This window comes from Pseudoalteromonas sp. Ps84H-4 (assembly GCF_024124645.1).
GTDB classification, from domain to species: Bacteria; Pseudomonadota; Gammaproteobacteria; order Enterobacterales; family Alteromonadaceae; genus Pseudoalteromonas; species Pseudoalteromonas lipolytica_C.
Genome location: NZ_JAMXSK010000018.1, coordinates 23248 through 41162, shown reverse-complemented (window position 1 = coordinate 41162; position 17915 = coordinate 23248). Strand labels below are relative to the sequence as shown.

The window sequence follows — 17915 nt, the reverse complement described above, 5'->3', positions numbered from 1 at the left end:
ATGATCAATTACCCAAGTTCGCTGCCTTTACCACGTTTAAAAGACGCAGCTTATAAGCGACAACCAAACATTCTTCGCACAGAAATGAGCACTGGCCGAGCACGCCAGCGCCGTAAGCATTTAAGTGTACCAACTCTTATGGAAGCAACTTGGCGCTTAAGAAAAGACGAAGCAACAGTTTTTGAGGGCTTTGTTGATCATGGAGTGAATTTAATTGACTGGTTTTTGATGGATATTTTAACGCCTCGAGGCGTTGTTAAGCACCAGGTGCGGTTTATGAAAGATCCACTCGAGAACATGAAACCAATAAGCGCTTTGGTATGGCAATACCAGGCGCAGATTGAAATGAAAGAATATAAAGCAGCGAGTGAGGAAGAGGCGGCTATAAATGCGCTAGCACCGAACACGCTAGAAGAGTTTGTGAATGGTGTTGAAAGCGCCTTAAGTACCTATCAGGAGAATTAAAGTGGCCAAGTCATTTTTTAGTTTAGTTACAGAGCTTGAGACGCTATTGGAGCAATTAAATACACTTTTATCTGGAGATGAAGCGACCAGTGTTTTGATTAATGGTGAGAATAAGCCAAGCATAACAAAGAAGACAACAGATACGCTCAACGCCTTAGTACAAGTTTATATCGATGCTGTTAATGATATTGACGGAGTTAAGTATGCAACAGTTGGTGCAGGATTAGGTGCAACACCTAACGGTAATTACTTTAATGTTGTTAGTCCTGATGATGATGGTTATTTAGATCTATATCGTAATGAAAGCGGTTCGGCAGTTTTCTATAAAAGATATCCAAGCTTGGATGCAGTAAAGGGTATAGTAGCCGATTTAGCTAGTACTGATAATACTTACAACATTTCAGAACAAGCATTCAATTCCAGCGCTTATAAAAACCCTGAAAATGAAGACAAAATAGATCTTTACTCTGACAAGACAAACACCAAGTCTTTAGCTCATTTTAATAAGCGCACAGGCCATTTTGAATTTCAGGGAGTAAAAAGCTTTTTTGATTTAGAGCAGTATTTATCAGCGACTCAATCAGAATGGGATATAAGCAATATTCCAGTATTTGAAAATGGTGCTCAAGGGTTCTGGTATGACCCAAATGATACAAATACACTATTTCAAGATTTAGCAATGACGACTCCTGCCATAAATAATGGTGATCCTGTAGCTGTAATGTTGGATAAGAGTGGGAATGGAAATCATCTAACACTATTCAATTCAACGCTATCAATAGATGGTTCAGTTCATTGTATTAAGATGGCCGATGGCTATGGAGAAATAGCAAACCCAGAAATATTTTCTAATAATGCCTCATTATCAGGTTCTATTAGTTTTGAAGTTTTAAGTTCTGATACGGTTAAATGGTTACTGTATGTTTCACGTTCAGTTCCAGCACAGACAGGTGTTGGTTTAGGAACATATACAGCTGCGTCTGATTTACGCTTGTATGGACGAAGGATTACAACTGACGTAACTGAGAATATTCCTATCGTAAATAGCATTGAAAACGGCACATCTTTTAATTCATCATTTTATATAGATTACTTAAATGCTAAAGCTTCCGTTCGCTATAACAATGAAACACTGTTAACTCAGAGTTTTTTAAATGAAGGGTACAGTGCTAGTAATATACCTGAAGTTGCCTATATAGGTAATGGTGTTGCGGCGACTGGCATTGATGGTAATTTTTTTGGTGCATTAGTAAGAATTAACAAGCTTCCTACTGATTTTCATCGCAAAGTAGATACTTACTTAACTAAAAATTTATTACCGAGTGAGATTAATTTATTTATAGTTTTTGGACAGTCAAATACGGATGGCCGAGTTAACGTTTCTGACGGTGAAGCTTGGTTGCAAGACTCCCAAGTTGATCAAGTTAAAGTTTGGGATAGCCAAAATATAGGAAATTATTATTTAGATAAAACAGGCAAGTCAGGTAATGGATCAAGTTGGGTTACAAGCCAAACAACTAACAAATTTTCCTTTGCGCATGTAGCTCTTAAAAATATAGCTGAGGTAATGGATAATGTTGTTGTTTGCCAAGTCACATCTGGTGGTACAGCTTTATCTCCAGCTGCTTATGCCAGAGGTTCATGGTGTCCTGATTACAATGAAGTACCTGAAGGTACGCCCCGATTATTAGAGGACTTAGTTAATAGAATAAGCAACTTAATGTCATTCTGTTCTCTCAATGATATTAAAGTTAACTTTAAAGCCATTATTGCTCACCAAGGTGAAAGTGATTCACAGCGCCGATTGGAAGACCCTGATTTGTATCAAGCTAGGTGGTCAAAGCTAATTGGTATTTTAAGAAGTGTGGCTGAAGATCCAGAATTACCTGTTATCTATGGAACTGTTCCTTCGTCAAGCCTGTGGTATGACGCAACCATTCGTCAAGCTCACCTAGATTTTGCAGCCGCCGATCCAAACGCATATTGCCGAGATAATGAAGGTATCAGCATGCTTTCAGATGAGTTGCATTTCGATGCACAAGGTAGCGAGGAATTTGGCAATTGGGCATCAACAACATTCAATAATCTGTAAGGGTAAAAAATGGCCTTATTTAAGTTAAATTATCAAAATGTGAATTTAAATGACTTGGTGAGTGAACCAAAGCTCGAAGGCTCATTCAATAACAAATTGGCTGCAGAGCCATTAGCCGTTAGACATTGGGTTTTTGATCAAGGTAATTCAGATAGCTTTAAGGATCTTGTTAATGGCGTAGATATCACACGTCAATCAGCTGAAATTAACGAGCGCTTTAATTCTTTGATTCTACCTAAAGAGGTAGGTAATGGGTTAATTAGTGATATTCAATGCAGCGGAAAAGATATCATATTTGCAGTTGTGAAAAAGCTGCCAAAATCACCAAACACGTTGTTAATAGCAGGTAATGCCAATGAAGATGTTCAGTCAGGTGGCGGTGTTTTACTTAACTCCACTGGCAGCACAACATTATCAATGAGATGTAGACTTAACGATGGTTCAACGCCGTCAATATCTTCATCAAGATATTCCTATGTAGCAGAAAGTGAATGGTACTTTGTGGCGGGTTATGTTGGTGATATAGATTCGATTAGTAGTTTAGCTATATTCATGGGGCCAGATTCTTTTGCTTCTAAGGATATAAGCTCAAGTGGTCGAAACTTTTCAAACCGTTCTCTAGCTGTTGGTAACGCATATTATCAAGATCACCCCTCCGTTGCTGATACGCAAATTGCTGAGTTTGGCATTATTCAAGGTCAGGAATTAACTCCAGAGTATGGAAAAACGCTTTTTGAACACTCAAAGCAGAGAATGTTAAAGCGTGGCATTAAATTATTTAACTTAACTATAAATGATATTTAAATGAGCGAAGTACTCCAAAGGCTATACGCAAGCGCCCCAACGAATGACTTGCCAATTCATTCATTAGAATTGCAAGCCCCTTCGTTTGGGGTGATCCGTATTTGTTCTGGTTTTGATGATGTTACCGCTGGAATAGAAGGCAGTGAAATGGTTGCTTTTGAAGCGTGCGCATTAGGGGTTTCTTTACCTGAGCGTTCAGTAAAAGGTCGTCAAGACCTGCAGTTTCAATTAGACAATATAACTGGTCAGTCTCTAGAAGTAGTTGAAACAGCATTCGAAGCCGGTGAAAAGGTGAAGGTAATTTACCGTGTTTACACGGCTAGTTATTTAGACGAACCAGGCGAACGACCGCTTGAAATGACCGCTGTTAGTGTTAAGGCGAATGCGTTAAGGGTTAATGTTGTCGCATCATTCAATGATTTGGTAAATGCAGCATGGCCAACTGACCGATACACACCAGACTTTGCTCCTGGCCTACAGTACTTTAGTTAAGATAACTATGAACCATCTTAATGATTACAAAACTGTCCCGTATGTTGAAGGTGGCAGAACAATGAAGGGACTAGACTGTTGGGGTTTAACACGTCTAGTTCTTCATCATATATATAATCTCCCGCTTTTTACATCTTTTGGTCATGTTCGTTCTGAGCATAAAGCAGAATTCACAGGTGCATATTCATTATTAGTTGAAGAATTTGAGCTATGCGCTGTAAAGCCTGGTGCGGTCATATGCGGTTTTACAGGGTGTAACCTCGTGCACATGGGAGTGTGTGTTGACGTAGATGGCGAAATTCATGTTCTACATACATGTAAAAAGCATGGAGCATCGTTTGTTAGAGTGAGTGTTTTTAAAAGGCTTTTTAGTGAGGTTAAAGTGTATGAATACGCAGGTTGATATAAATGTATATCCTAACAAGCTAGACCTTTCACTTTTTGAGCCTTGCAAAGGTAATGCAGGTGAAACATTGCACCAATGGCTTGTTTCAAACGTGCCTGATTATGTTGAGTCAGATACTCCACTTTTCAGTGCTTTTATTAATAATAGAGAAGTTAAGCCCAATGAATTTAAGGCCACAACTTTTAATCCGGGTGATGATGTAAAACTAATTGTTGAAGCTAAAGGCGCTGAAGCTATCGCATATGCAATTATTGCTGTTATTGCCGTTGGTGTAGCAATTTACGCGACTAACCAAATTCCTGATAATTACAACAGCACTACGCCAGATGGCAGCTCTATTTATGATGTTAATACTCAGGGAAACAAACCAAAGCTTATGGGAGTTATCCCAGAGAACGCTGGCCATCATAAGGTGTTTCCTGATTATTTAACTATGCCTCGAAAAGAATACATTAATAATGAACAATGGCTTTATTTGATGTTGTGCGTAGGTAAAGGTAGTTACGAAATATTAGAAGAGAATATTTTAATAGCTAACACACCTATCAACCGATACTTGGGTGATATTGATTGCCAAGTCTTTGGGCCAGGCGAAGATGTCTCAGGACATGAAGCTCATAGAAATGTTTATACATCAAGTGAAGTTGGCTCAACCTCGGGCAGTTCGGGTATTGAACTAAAAGGCCGAGTAACAAGTACTGGGGGTGATAATAGCTCTTATGTTTATTCATTTGATGGAGAAGCATTAATAGTACATTTAGTAGAGTATGAGCCTGAACTGGGAAGGAATACGCGTTTTAAAACTGTACCACCATTCACTGTAGGCGAAGTGCTTTCAATATCAGGTACTCTCAATGGGCAGAACGACGGTTATTATGAGCTTTTAGATAAAGATGCGAATGGTAGTGCAGTTAATAAGGTTGATGGCCAATATCAAGACGATCCTGCCTGGACTGGTTTTGTATCTGAAAATGAATCAGGCGCGACAGTTGAAGTTGAAGATGGCGGTGGTGATGGGCAGTTTAACGGACCTTATTTTGCGTGCCCTGCTGGAGAAAGAACAGATCGTATTTGGTTAGACTTTCTTTTACCACAAGGGTTGGGAGAGCTTGATGATGACGGGAATTTTTTAAGTAGAACAGTTGAAGTATGGATCGATTATAGGGATGAAAATGCCGACTCATGGACTTCAATAATTCATATCTTTACAAATAGTACGAATGACCAGCTCGGCGAAACAGTTCCAATTAACCTGGCGACTCATATGCGACCTGAGGTTCGCGTGAAGCGTTATACAGCTGCAACAGATGATACCCGTATATATGATGATATTTATTGGACTGGCTTAAAAGCTGAATTAACTAGTGCTACTAGTTATCCAGGGGCAACAACGATTGCAGTAAAAATTCGTGGTACAAATGCGTTAGCTGGTTCTGCAGAAAACAAGTTTAATGTGATACCAACACGAATTTTGCCTGTCTATGAAAATGGTGTGTGGAGTGACCCAAGGCCAACGACTGATATTGCTCCTTTCTTTGCACACGTAATTCAAAGCGCCGGACATAGCCAAGATAAAATAGGTTTAGATGAGCTAGAAGCTTTGCATACTATTTGGCATAACCGTGGTGATGAATTTAATGCCGTGTTCGATACGGGCAGTACATTATTTGCGGTTTTAAAAAGAGTTTTAGCTCCAGGCTTTGCAAAACCTGTATTAGATTACGGTAAGATTTTACCTGTTCGTGACCAACCACGTACTATACACAAACATATGTATCAGCCTGATAACTATATCGGACTATTAGAAAGAGATATAAAACTAATCGATGATGATGAGCATGATGGTATTGAAGTCGAATACTTCAGCCCCGTCACTTGGAAGTCTGAAACAGTGCTTTGTTTGTTACCAGGTGACTTAGGTATCAACCCAGATAAGATCCGTGCATTTGGAATAACAAACAGAAATAAAGCCTATCAATATGGTATGCGTGAGCGACGTACTCGCCGATACCGTCGAACTACTTTTAACTTCACAACTGAAATGGATGCACTTAATTCGAGTTACCTTGATTACTGTGCACTAGCTGATGATATACCTGGTTACGAGCAGTCAGGAGTTGTTGAGTACATCATTGGAAACTCAGTATATGTAAATGTAGAACTAAAATGGCAAAGCGGTCAATCTCACGTATTGGCGCTTAGAAAGCCAGACGGTACATTATCTGGACCTTATACAGCATCAATAGGCTCAGTAAGCAATGAAGTTGTAATAAATGAAGCTTTAGACTTTGAACCTGTCTTCGATGGTTCAATAGAACCACCTTTATTTATGTTTGGCATTACTAGCCGATGGTGTAACAACGTTCTTATATCAGATATTAAACCTTCATCAACAGATAGAGTAAAAGTGACAGCTGAGCGCTACGATGAAAGGGTTTATCTAGACGATGATAGTTTAGCGCCTACTTAACATAATAAGTTATACATTATATAGAGCTGCTTTTTTCTTTGTAATACTGAAAGGGTGTTTAAAATAGTGAAATGCTGAGTTTTCGCATTTTTCGCGATTTTCTACCGCGAGTTTTCGCGGCTTGCATCAGCAAATGCAGCTGACTACGTTATTGATACAGACGGTGCACACGCATTTGTAACTTTTAAAATTAAGCACCTAGGTTACAGCTGGTTACATGGTCGCTTTAATACTTTCTCAGGTGATTTTAGCTATGATGATAAAGCGCCTAATGCATCTAAAATCAATGTAACGATTGATACTAAAAGCATCGACTCAAACCATGCTGAGCGTGACAAGCACTTACGCAGCAAAGACTTCTTAAATGTTGATAAATACCCAACTGCAACATTTAAAAGTACCTCAATCAAGTTTGATGAAGACGGTGATGAAGCGGATGTTACAGGTGAATTTACCTTAAATGGTGTTACTAAAACCATTACTTTTGAAATTGATAAAATTGGTGAAGGTAAAGATCCTTGGGGTGGTTACCGCGTTGGTTTTGAAGGCGAAACAAGCCTAAAACTAGCTGACTATGGTATCGACTACAACCTTGGCCCAGCATCAACACATGTTGATATTGGTTTATTTATTGAAGGTATTCGTAAGTAACAACAGTTTAAATCAGTGCCGCTTAATGGGCGGCACTTTCATTTCTTTTAATTAATCTCTTTTCCAAAATAGGCTGCAAATTATCGGGTAGCCACCTTATCATCACATCGTGAAAAGCCTGAGTATGGGCTATTTTTTCAAGCGTAATATCTAACTCTTTTATGTGCTCACTACCTTGTTCGTTATTCGTACAGCCAATATAACCAAGGCTTAAATCGGGCGCCTCTGACAGTGTCAATTGTGTGAGCTCATCTTCAAATCCCATTGAACGAGCTAAATAGTAGTGCTCGCTGGGGTAGCCAAGCAATATATCAATTCGTTTCTTATTAAGCATGTATGTCAAACTTGCTAAAGTGTCACGACCGGGTCTTGAGATAATATTGGCATCATGGCTGGTGTTTATAACATTATCTATGTCTTTGCCAAATGAGCGACTCATAGACACTCCAAGAGCAAGGTGCTTATCTGCAAGTAATGTTTTTAATGAAACAGGCTTTGCTGTGTTCAGATCTAGAGTGTCCACTAACTCTTTTCTAATTGCTATAGAAGGGGATAACCCAACTGTTGATGTATGTTTAGAAAAAACAATATGCTGACGGCGATGCTCACTTTGGTACAAAGATAGCATACAGTAATTATTATATGGATTTGATAGCTCATGCACTGCGCGACTTGCAGGAAACAGGGAGCGCTTAAAAGTGTAATCAGGCATCGCTTGTTCAAGCAGTTTGATTACGCTCTCATCTCGCCCTGTACCTTCATACTTGTCATTCATGATGTAGTAGGGAGCAAAATCAACCATGATCCACTCAATGACTTTTGGTTGTTCAGTTGCCTGTGAAACAGCACTGCAAAAAAATAACAAAAGCAACCAGAAACGACGCATTGTTACTACCTATAATTAAGTATTGTTAAATCTAAGTTTAGCAGGGATTTAGGTTTGTGATAGTAGGTATGTAGACTATAACGCCAGCATTGTAGCTGGCGTTAATCGGTTGGTTTTAGTTGGCTTTTAACCACTTAACAAATTGACGGGCATCACTCGCCTTTTGGAAAATGGCATTTTTCAAGCCCTGCGTGTCACTAAAGATTACACGCTGTTTGTTAACCGAAATTGATTGCACTGGATGTGCGATTTGGATCAAAGATCCATTGTATTTATATGACATAATAAAACTCACTCTTTCTTTTTGTCTGTGTCTGTAGAGCTTTAAAAGGCATTAAAAAATACAGACCGACATTTGTTGTCTTGCATACAGTGTTGACTAAGTTTGTGACAGTTTAGTGATGATTTATAAATTCATCTAAATGTCATTTAGCAACTCGGGTTGCAAGTGTTTATACGAATATGCGGGAATTACTGGATCAAGGTAAGGGGTTAACCGCGAGGTTTTTTTAAAACCAGAGGACTAGATTACGTTAAGATTTTTCATAGTGCAAGGTTTATTTTTTAAACACAGCAATTAATTTCTGGATATTTTTTCGAAACAAGTGTAGTGTGAATTGGCACAAAAACAACAATAAATAGGTATGACCATGAATTACCTGTTAGTAACGGATATTTTTGGGAAAACTGCGCATTTAACCCAGCTTGCTCAGCAGCTTCGTGGCAAAACGTGCCTATGTGATCCATATTCGGGTCAAATTCAACTTCCTATTAATGAACAGTTTCAATATCAACACTTTCTGACTCATTGTGGCCATGACGGTTATCTCGAAAAAGTGCATCTGAAAATGTCATCCCTGCGTGAGCCTACAACAATTATCGCGTTTAGTGCTGGAGCAACAGCCGTTTGGCGTGCTCAAGCAGAGTTGAAAAATACAGCGATAAAACGGGTTATTGCTTTTTACCCATCACAAGTGAGAAATCACCTTGAGCTTGAGGCGTCTATTCCTTTTAGGTTTATTTTTCCTAAAAAAGAAACGCATTTTGAGCTTGCTCCGGTGGTGTCTGCTTTAAAAGCTAAAGCAGGTGTTCAATGTGATATTACACAATATGAGCATGGGTTTATGAACCCTTTATCAGATAACTTTAATCAACGCGCTTTTCAGTACTTTACAAAACAACTTTTGCTCAGCCATGATTGCGAACAACTCGTGACTAATGCATAAAGACTAGTCTATAGTTATTACTAAACAATATTATAAGTAATAACTATGACGGACCATTCAAATTACAGCCACTTTTTATCGAACCCTGTTGCTAAACCTCCCTGTCGCATGACGAATGCGCAAATGTATGGTTTTTTTGTCTCAGCATGTGAGCAAAAGATGCAGGCTTATGTTGATACCACATTGAATTTACTGGCTACAGATTCAGTCTCTTTTAATGTATTAGGTAGCAGTTGCTTGCTCACCTTCACTGACATAGAAAAAATCTCCTCTTTGACACCTCCCTTTTCAGAGCATGGGTGGATGCAAGAAACGGATATCATTATTTGGCTTCCCGTAGCAAAAATGGTCAAGGGAGATATTAATCACCTCTATTGGTATCCGGCGTTTATCAGCGTAAATAACATTTATGCTTTAATTAATGGCAGAGAGGCGTGGGGTTACAATAAATATTTATGTGAATATCAAATGCCATCTGCGTTAGATGACGCTGGTCGGTTTGCTATATCCCATGAATGCTTTGATGTGTTTAAACCTGATTCTAAATTAGCAATGCATGAGTTACTAACTATTGAACAAACGGACGCGAGCATCTCTGAATATTTGCTCGACAACGTTTCACGATTTTCAAAACGCGTTGCTGATTTATTTGACCCTCAAGTTAAAGGTATTGACTTAGCACTGCTAAAACAATTGTTAGAGGGTTTCATTCATCCCCAGATGGATCAAATTTTGTTTAAGCAATTTCCCGATGGAGAGGGTAATAAAGCAGTTTATCAGAGCGTGGTTCATTCACCGTCTGTAATCAAAAAAGTCCATCAGTTAACACTTTTGCACAATGATTTTAAGCTTAATGTTAAATATCTGGCGAGTTTTCCGCTTAATGACATGTTCGGCATAGCACTTGGCAAACAATCTGTTCACTTACCGTTTTACGTCAATATGGATTTTGACCAACTTGGCGCGACTCAAGTTTTACCAGAGTAAAGGATAACCATGCAAAAAGAAAAAATTACTATTGTCGGTGGCGGTGTAGCAGCAATGACCGCAGCAGTTTATCTGACAGAGCAGTCAGACTGGCAGCAACATCGTGAAATAACTGTGTATCAACAGGGCTGGCGCTTAGGAGGCAAGGGCGCAAGTGGTCGTAATAGCCATTTTGGTCAGCGTATTGAAGAGCATGGTTTACATGTGTGGTTTGGTGCTTATGTAAATAGTTTTCGTACCCTTGAAGGAGTATATAACTCACTCAACCGACCTGCTAGTTGTTCGCTGGCAACCTGGCAGCAGGCATTCAAACCGCATAGTTTTATTGCTTTGCAAGAATTCATTGATAACGAATGGCAAACTTGGCCTATTGATTTTCCAACAGTTGCTGGAAATCCTGCTGATGGCAGCCTTGATATTTCGGTGTGGGATTTTATCACCATGACATTAGCATGGCTCAAAAAATGGACAGAAGGCATTGAGCTAGTGTGTCAGCAGCACCAAACTAAAACAAAATTGGTGACCAAAAAATCACGAGATCAGTCTTTACTTAAGTATATGTACCAAGAGATCAAAACGGATATTGATACGCAGCTTAGTGGGGCAAGGCAATTTATCGATGATATTGAGGCGGGAGCGGCAGAAGTAGTATCAAGCCCTCGCTCATTACTGACGCACTTATTGCAGTTTACTTCGCAGCAAACAACCCACACAAGTAAACAAGCTGATCGCCTCGTTATTTGGTATATCGTTCGCAAGATAAAGCGTTGGTTCAAAGAGCAGATAATTGACTTACTGGATGAAAATGCAGAACTAAGACGACTTTATATCTGCGCTGACTTAGCCATTGCTATGCTCACAGGGCTGATAAAAGATAAAGTCTACCGAGATGGCTTTGGTGTCATTAATTGCTACGATTTTCGTCAGTGGCTTGAAAAAAATGGAGCTAATAAAACTTACAGTGTGAATTCAGCACCGATACGCGGTTTTTATGATTTAGTGTTTGCTTATCCAAATGGTGATTTTAACAAGCCGAATGTTGAAGCCGGTGTGGCTGCGCTTGCTATGTTACGTATTGGCCTTTGCTATAAAGGCGGTGTAATGTGGAAAATGCAAGCGGGTATGGGCGATGTTATTTTTGCGCCAATTTATGAATTATTAAAACAGCGTGGCGTTAAGTTTAAGTTCTTCCATCAGTTAACTAACTTATCTGCTGGGCAAACTGACCAAGGTGAGCCGCTGGTAAGTGAAATAGAGCTTTGTCAGCAAGTGAGCCTAAAAAATGAAGACTATGCGCCGTTAATTGATGTTAAACAATTACCTTGTTGGCCAAGTGAGCCAATTTACTCACAAATTAATTCTGAACAAGCACACCTTCTGCAAGAGTATCAAATAAACCTTGAGTCTTTTTGGAGTAACTGGCCAGAAGTTTATCAAGAGCATTTTAATACAGCACTGCCATCTATCACTCTTCGTCATGGTATCGACTTTGATACGCTTATTTTAGGTGTGTCGGTTGCTTCACTTGAGCATGTAGCCCCAGAATTACTTGCTGTTGATTATGCGCTCTCTCTGCAAGCAACAAAAGTTCAAAGTGTGGCTACGCAAGCTTGCCAAGTCTGGTTGAATAAAACTAACCAGCAACTGGGTTTTAAAGACACAGTGCCAAGCAATGAGGGGCCTATTTTAAGTGGTTTTGTTGAGCCGTTTGATACCTGGGCTGCGATGGGTAATTTAGTCGATAAAGAAGATTGGCCAAGCGACAGTGGCCCACAAAATATTGCTTATTTTTGTAGTGCATTTAGTTGTGATAGTTACCCTCCTGCAACTGCGCATCAGTTTCCAGAGCAAATGAAGGCAGAAGTCAAACGCAATATGCATAATTTGTTTAGTTCAGATATGCAGGCACTTTGGCCTGATGCGTATGTTGATAACAAATTTGATTGGCAGGTTTTTTATAGTGATCCTCACAGTATTTTACCAGTATCAGAACAGCAGTACTGGCGCGTTAATATAGACCCCAGTGAGCGCTATGTGTTATCTGTGGTTGATTCGAGTAAATACCGCCTTGCGACTGATGGTAGTCAGTTTGTCAATTTACGGATCACTGGCGATTGGATAAAAACCGGAGTTAATGCGGGCTGTGTTGAAGCTGCTGTAATGGCTGGTATGCAAACGGCACGTTCTATTTGCGGTCTACCCAAAACGATTAGCGGTGAACATGCGTTTGAAAAAGAATGATCATGCTGATGGCAATTATGGTGTTGATTACAAATAACTAGTCTTTGTTATTTGTATGCGACTTTAATCTTTGTTTTGGTCTATACTAAGCTGGAAATTACAAGAATTTAACAGGTTTCCCTCTTTTAAGGTCAAAATGCGAATGAAGCGTCCTTTTCTTATTGATCCAAAGCTGAAGACACTATCTTGTTCAAGCTTGGTACTCTGTGTCATTGCAAGCGCTGTTGCGCAGGCTGCAGAGACTAGAAAAGACATGGAAGTCATTAGTGTATACGCACAAAAGCGTCCTCAAGCAATTGAAGACGTTAGCGTGGCGGTGAGCCAAGTGAAAGGACAATTACTCAAGAATCAACATATTAAAGATTCAACTGAGATTGGTTTATTCTCACCTAATGTAAAAATAACGCAAAACGCCGCAGAGGGGACACCTCCCGCAGTAAGTATTCGTGGGGTGGGTCTTCTTGACTACAACACCGCAAATACGTCACCTGTTGCCATGTATCTTGATGGTGTGGCCGTTGGCTCCGCCAATAACCAAATTGTGAGTTTGTACGATATTGAGCAACTCGAAATTTTACGTGGCCCACAAGGGACTTTATTTGGTCGTAATTCAACGGGTGGTGCTATCCTTATTCGCTCAAACCGGCCTGAGCTTGATAGCTATGGATCATTGAGCTTAGGAGTAGCCAATAACAATGGCACGAGCCTCGATGGCGTGTGGAATCAGCAATTAACTGACTCTAGTGCATTACGTGTTGCTGTTAACTATCAAGACTACCAATACTCAACAAAAAATACCTTTGCAGACTCGCCAACGGCAGGCATGGAGCAAAAAAATGCCCGTGTATCTTTTTCGTCTGAATGGGATGAGGTTGATCTTTACCTGCAAGCGCATATTGAAGATTGGGACGGTATTGTCCAGCCTGTAGGGAGTATTGGTGTTGTAGCGAACCCTTTAACCGGAGAACTTTGTTCACCAGCAGATGCGGGGTCAACACGCTGTTTTGATAATTTTGGCTTTAATGATGGTAGTGACGACTTTTTTGAGGTAAGCGTAAATAATGACTCACCTCATAAATCTGATGGCTATGGCTTTATCGCTGAAGTAAATTGGCATGTAAACGAGCAAACTACATTTACTTCATTGTCGAGCTTTAATGATCTTCAAAGAAGCCATGCCTTTAATTGCGATGGTTCACCAGCTCGCTTATGCGAAGGGGTACTTGGGTTAGATACCCAAATGTTTAGCCAAGAATTTAGATTGTTAAATGAATTTGCAGATTACACGCTAACGAGTGGTGTTTATTTCGCGGATGAAACCATTGAGCAAGATAATTTAAATGATATTTTACGCGATTTTCGCGGCATTTTACCAACAAACTTAACGGCTACCTTTATCTACGATAATGAAATCAAGATGCAGAATTTGGCCGTGTTTAGCCAAATTGAAGTGCCTGTCGCAGAACAGTGGATGATTACAGCAGGTCTTAGATATGACTATGAATCACTAGAGTATGACTCAATCGCCACATTAAATGCGGTGGTTGATGTGAATGACTTAGACGGAGTGCTGGTGCCATTTTATCGCGTTACTGATGAGCAATCAGATAACGGTTTTACAGGGCAAATTGCGGTTAATTACCGTTATTCTGATGCAAGCAATGTTTATTATCGATTTGCAAATGGCAGTAAAAGTGGCGGCTACAATGGCGGCTTCTTATCATCTGAAGAACAAGCAATTTTAGCGAATTACGGTAAAGAGCGCTTGAATGCCCATGAAATTGGCTTAAAGTCGTACTGGCCTAAGCAACAATTAAGAATGAACTGGGCGGCGTTTTATTATGATTACAACGACCAACAAGTGTTTATGAACCAAGCGTCAGAAACACCGCAAATGCCGCCTGTGCAATTACTTGAAAATGTTGCTGATTCAATAATCTATGGCCTTGAAACTGAAATTAACTATCAAGCAACTAAGCAATTAGCCATGTTACTTGCTGTGGGTTATATCCCCCATGCAGAATTTGAGGACTATGTTGACCCACTTGGTAATAGCATTACCGATAATCAACTGCCTTTTACCTCTAAATGGAATGTCTCAGCAGGGTTAAAATACGACACTAGCTTAGCGTCGTATCCGTTATCAGCGAACATCATATACGATTATCAGTCTGAGTTTTATTTTGACCAGAACATGAATCCCTATGCCCGCCAAGAAGGCTTTAGTATTGTTAATGCGCATCTAAAATACGATGTTGATAATTGGTCATTTACTTTGTGGGGCAAAAATTTATTTGATACTGAATACAGTCAGTTAAAGTTCGATTTAAGCTCGTTCCTAGGCATGCTTGAAGACTTTAAAGGAGAAGGGAGACGATATGGTTTTGACGTTTCTTTTCAATTTTAATTACCAGCAGGCTTGTTGTAGTGAAGGAGTCTAGTGAATGCGGTTAAAGCTGTGTATTTGTGGTCTGCTTTTTCTATTGTTATGTTCTTCGGTCTTTGCACAAGAGACATTTGTATACACGAATGTCTCAGCGGAGCAAAACCTGCATGATGTTGGGCAAGTTTTAAGCGCAAACGATAATATGTTTCCGTCGTCAGTGGCTGATATATCTAAATGGCGCGCAAATAAAAAGCCACAATCTCGTATTAGCTCAGTCGGAGGTAGTTATTGGCTAATCGTTGAAATAGAAAATCAAAGTGAATTTGAAGATTTAGTACTTTATCCCTACAACACTCTTGTATCAAAAATAGAAAGTCGAATCTACGACATGACTGATCCAAACGCACCGGTTCAGCAGTTTGTTACAGGCGGTGTAAAACCAAATCAATTTGCCTTTCACTATGGTAACCGCTTATCTCTTGAAAAAGATAAACACTATACGCTAATCACTTATTTTGAAAGTGATTACTTTTATACCCCAGCAAAACTGGTACTAACACCTTATCAAGATTATTTTGAAACCATTACTCTTGAAAATATGATCATGATGCTCTGTTTTGGAGTGGGGATTGCGTTAGGACTTTATAACTTATTAATTTATTTAGTCTCACGTGATGTTACTCACCTTTACTATGCGTTATTTACGGCATCTTGGGTGTTTGCATGGAGTCATTTTTTTCATATATCAGACCAATTGTTTGGCTACTATAACCCGCACCTTCATTGGCTAGGTTTTGCCTTAACACCATTAACCAATATTCTGTTTTACAATAATTTACTCAAATTAAAAGAAACGTTCCCTAAGCTCGCTCAATTATCCTTAACGGTAGGGTTTATTGCGACTTTAGGCATCCCTTTTTGTGTTTTATGGCCAAGCTTTGGTTTTTATTGGGCGACATTAGTTACCGGTGTTGCTTTGTGTTTAGGCTTGTACATTGGTATTCGTTGTATGCTGATTGGCTTTAAGCCGGCACGTTATTTTGTGCTTGCCTATATTGCCATGATGCTACCGAACATGGTCGGGAATTTAACTAATTTAGGCTTGTTGCCAGCCACCTCAATTAATTTGTATTTATTGGGTTTGATAGGCACGGCAATGGACGCTATGTTGCTAGCATTTGCTGTTGCTGACAAGTTTAGGTTATTACATGATGACAACGTAGAGCTAAACAAAAACTTAGAAGAAAAAGTACAATTAAGAACCTTAGAGCTTGAAGAGTTGGCTGATGAATTACGAGATGCCAATGAAGCCAAAAGTCGCTTTTTGGCAAATATCAGCCACGAAATTCGTACCCCAATGACCTCAATAATTGGCTATGCAGACGGCATTATGCTTGGTGATATCAAGCCTCATGAGCGTAATCATGGTATTGGCGTTATTTTACAAAATAGCCGCCATGTTCTTGGGTTAATAAACGATATACTCGATATGTCAAAAATTGAGGCAAACAAGCTAGAGATTGATTTAGTCGAAACAGATTTGTTTGCCACCATTGCCAATATTGAGTCTTTGATCGGTAAGCAAATACGCGATAAAGGCTTAAAATTCAGTGTGGATTATCAGTTCCCGTTGCCAGACTACTTGATCACCGATCCGAGTCGTTTAAGGCAAATCTTATTAAACCTCACAACCAATGCCCTTAAGTTCACTCAAGTGGGGCGTATAACCTTAACGGTGAGCTGTCATAACGATAAGTTGTCGATAAGCGTAAAAGACACCGGTATCGGCATGACAGACAAAGAGCAACAAGCCTTGTTCAGTGCCTTTTATCAAGCGGATTCTAGTATTTCTCGCCAGTATGGTGGCACCGGGCTTGGCCTTAACATTTCAAAGAGCCTTGCGCAGAAATTGGATGGTGATATCAGCGTTAAAAGTAATGTGGGTTCTGGCAGTGAATTTATTTTCACCATGTCGGTGTACACCACAGATAACACACGTTGGCTCAATGACATGAGCGAAGTGAAGCTTATTGAAACCTCACCATTTAGTAAACTCGATGCGCCAGAAAATCTAAAAGGGCGCGTGCTACTTGCTGAAGACCATCCAGATAACCGACGTTTAATTGCACGAATATTAGAGCGTATGGGGCTGACAGTGACCACCGTTGAAAATGGCAAAGACGCTGTGCAAGCAACCCTCGAAGACAGCTTTGACCTTATTCTACTGGATATTCAAATGCCGATTATGGACGGTCAAGAAGCATTAAAAATGATGCAGGCAACAGGTGTTACTGCACCTATCATTGCCCTAACAGCCAATACTATGAAACATGAAGTCACCCGTTATATGAAACAAGGCTTTAATGATTTAATAGCCAAACCAATCGACAGAAATGGCTTTAGCCACAAAATTGCCAGCTATTTAGATTGTGATGAATTGGCAGACATCAAGTTGCCCGAAAAAGAATTTCAGGCCCTCAAAGATGACTATATTAAAGGCCTTGAAAGCCAGTATGTAGAAATGCGTGAACAGTACAAAAACATGGATATCGATGGTTTAAGTAGAAATGTGCATATGTTAAAAGGCGCAGCCAATATGTTCGAATGTGAAAAGCTTTATGTTAAGGCCGTTGCCGTAGATACTGCGCTGAAAAACGACACCGTCACGATTGATACACAACTTATTGCCTCGTTGTTCTGCGCGATGGAAGATGAGATAGCCAATGTCATTCACTAATAATTGATACATCAATTAGTTGAATGCTCGTTATTTCGCTATGAGCACAGACAAATTAGCTATTTCTTGATA

General features: G+C 39.7%; 14 protein-coding genes. 12 read left to right on the top strand and 2 right to left on the bottom strand.

The window, feature by feature from the left end; genetic code table 11:
* The 7 genes from NH454_RS15350 (at nucleotide 1) to NH454_RS15320 (ending at nucleotide 7380) form a co-directional block, all read left to right on the top strand.
* Nucleotides 1-465, top strand: a complete 465-nt coding sequence (locus tag NH454_RS15350) for a hypothetical protein (protein ID WP_253039563.1) — start codon at nucleotides 1-3, stop codon at nucleotides 463-465.
* 1 nt (nucleotide 466) lies between these two features.
* Entirely contained in the window at nucleotides 467-2557 is a 2091-nt protein-coding gene (locus NH454_RS22450; RefSeq protein WP_253039561.1) for a sialate O-acetylesterase, read from the top strand.
* Between the two features lie 9 nt (nucleotides 2558-2566).
* The gene (locus NH454_RS15340; RefSeq protein WP_253039560.1) at nucleotides 2567-3361 is read left to right on the top strand and encodes a hypothetical protein; all 795 of its coding nucleotides are present in this window, start codon (nucleotides 2567-2569) and stop codon (nucleotides 3359-3361) included.
* Nucleotides 3362-3853: a DUF1833 family protein gene (locus NH454_RS15335; protein WP_253039559.1), complete on the top strand. Its 492-nt coding sequence runs from the start codon at nucleotides 3362-3364 to the stop codon at nucleotides 3851-3853.
* A 7-nt stretch (nucleotides 3854-3860) separates the two neighbouring features.
* The gene (locus NH454_RS15330; protein ID WP_253039558.1) at nucleotides 3861-4256 is read left to right on the top strand and encodes an NlpC/P60 family protein; all 396 of its coding nucleotides are present in this window, start codon (nucleotides 3861-3863) and stop codon (nucleotides 4254-4256) included.
* Nucleotides 4240-6729, top strand: a complete 2490-nt coding sequence (locus tag NH454_RS15325; RefSeq protein WP_253039557.1) for a host specificity factor TipJ family phage tail protein — start codon at nucleotides 4240-4242, stop codon at nucleotides 6727-6729. The genes NH454_RS15330 and NH454_RS15325 overlap by 17 nt, the downstream gene beginning before the upstream one ends.
* A 96-nt stretch (nucleotides 6730-6825) precedes the next feature.
* The gene (locus NH454_RS15320; RefSeq protein ID WP_253039633.1) at nucleotides 6826-7380 is read left to right on the top strand and encodes a YceI family protein; all 555 of its coding nucleotides are present in this window, start codon (nucleotides 6826-6828) and stop codon (nucleotides 7378-7380) included.
* A 22-nt stretch (nucleotides 7381-7402) separates the two neighbouring features.
* Here the strand turns inward: NH454_RS15320 and NH454_RS15315 are convergent, their stop codons facing one another.
* Nucleotides 7403-8266 (bottom strand): TIGR02285 family protein, encoded by an 864-nt coding sequence (locus NH454_RS15315; protein WP_253039556.1) that lies wholly within the window; start codon nucleotides 8264-8266, stop codon nucleotides 7403-7405.
* Between the two features lie 115 nt (nucleotides 8267-8381).
* Entirely contained in the window at nucleotides 8382-8549 is a 168-nt protein-coding gene (locus tag NH454_RS15310) for a hypothetical protein (protein WP_165381452.1), read from the bottom strand.
* A gap of 367 nt (nucleotides 8550-8916) precedes the next feature.
* Between NH454_RS15310 and NH454_RS15305 the strand changes: the two genes are divergently transcribed.
* From NH454_RS15305 to NH454_RS15285, 5 genes are all read left to right on the top strand, one after another.
* A complete protein-coding gene (locus NH454_RS15305; protein ID WP_168246738.1) occupies nucleotides 8917-9492 on the top strand; it encodes a dienelactone hydrolase family protein in 576 nt (191 codons plus the stop codon).
* 45 nt (nucleotides 9493-9537) lie between these two features.
* Complete coding sequence (locus NH454_RS15300; RefSeq protein WP_253039555.1) at nucleotides 9538-10479, top strand: acetoacetate decarboxylase; 942 nt, start codon at nucleotides 9538-9540, stop codon at nucleotides 10477-10479.
* Nucleotides 10480-10488: 9 nt separating this feature from the next.
* Entirely contained in the window at nucleotides 10489-12720 is a 2232-nt protein-coding gene (locus NH454_RS15295) for an NAD(P)-binding protein (protein ID WP_253039554.1), read from the top strand.
* Nucleotides 12721-12862: 142 nt separating this feature from the next.
* On the top strand, nucleotides 12863-15127 hold the full coding sequence (locus NH454_RS15290) for a TonB-dependent receptor (protein ID WP_253039553.1): 2265 nt from the start codon (nucleotides 12863-12865) through the stop codon (nucleotides 15125-15127).
* Between the two features lie 37 nt (nucleotides 15128-15164).
* Nucleotides 15165-17843 (top strand): 7TM diverse intracellular signaling domain-containing protein, encoded by a 2679-nt coding sequence (locus NH454_RS15285; protein WP_253039552.1) that lies wholly within the window; start codon nucleotides 15165-15167, stop codon nucleotides 17841-17843.
* Nucleotides 17844-17915: the final 72 nt, after the last annotated feature.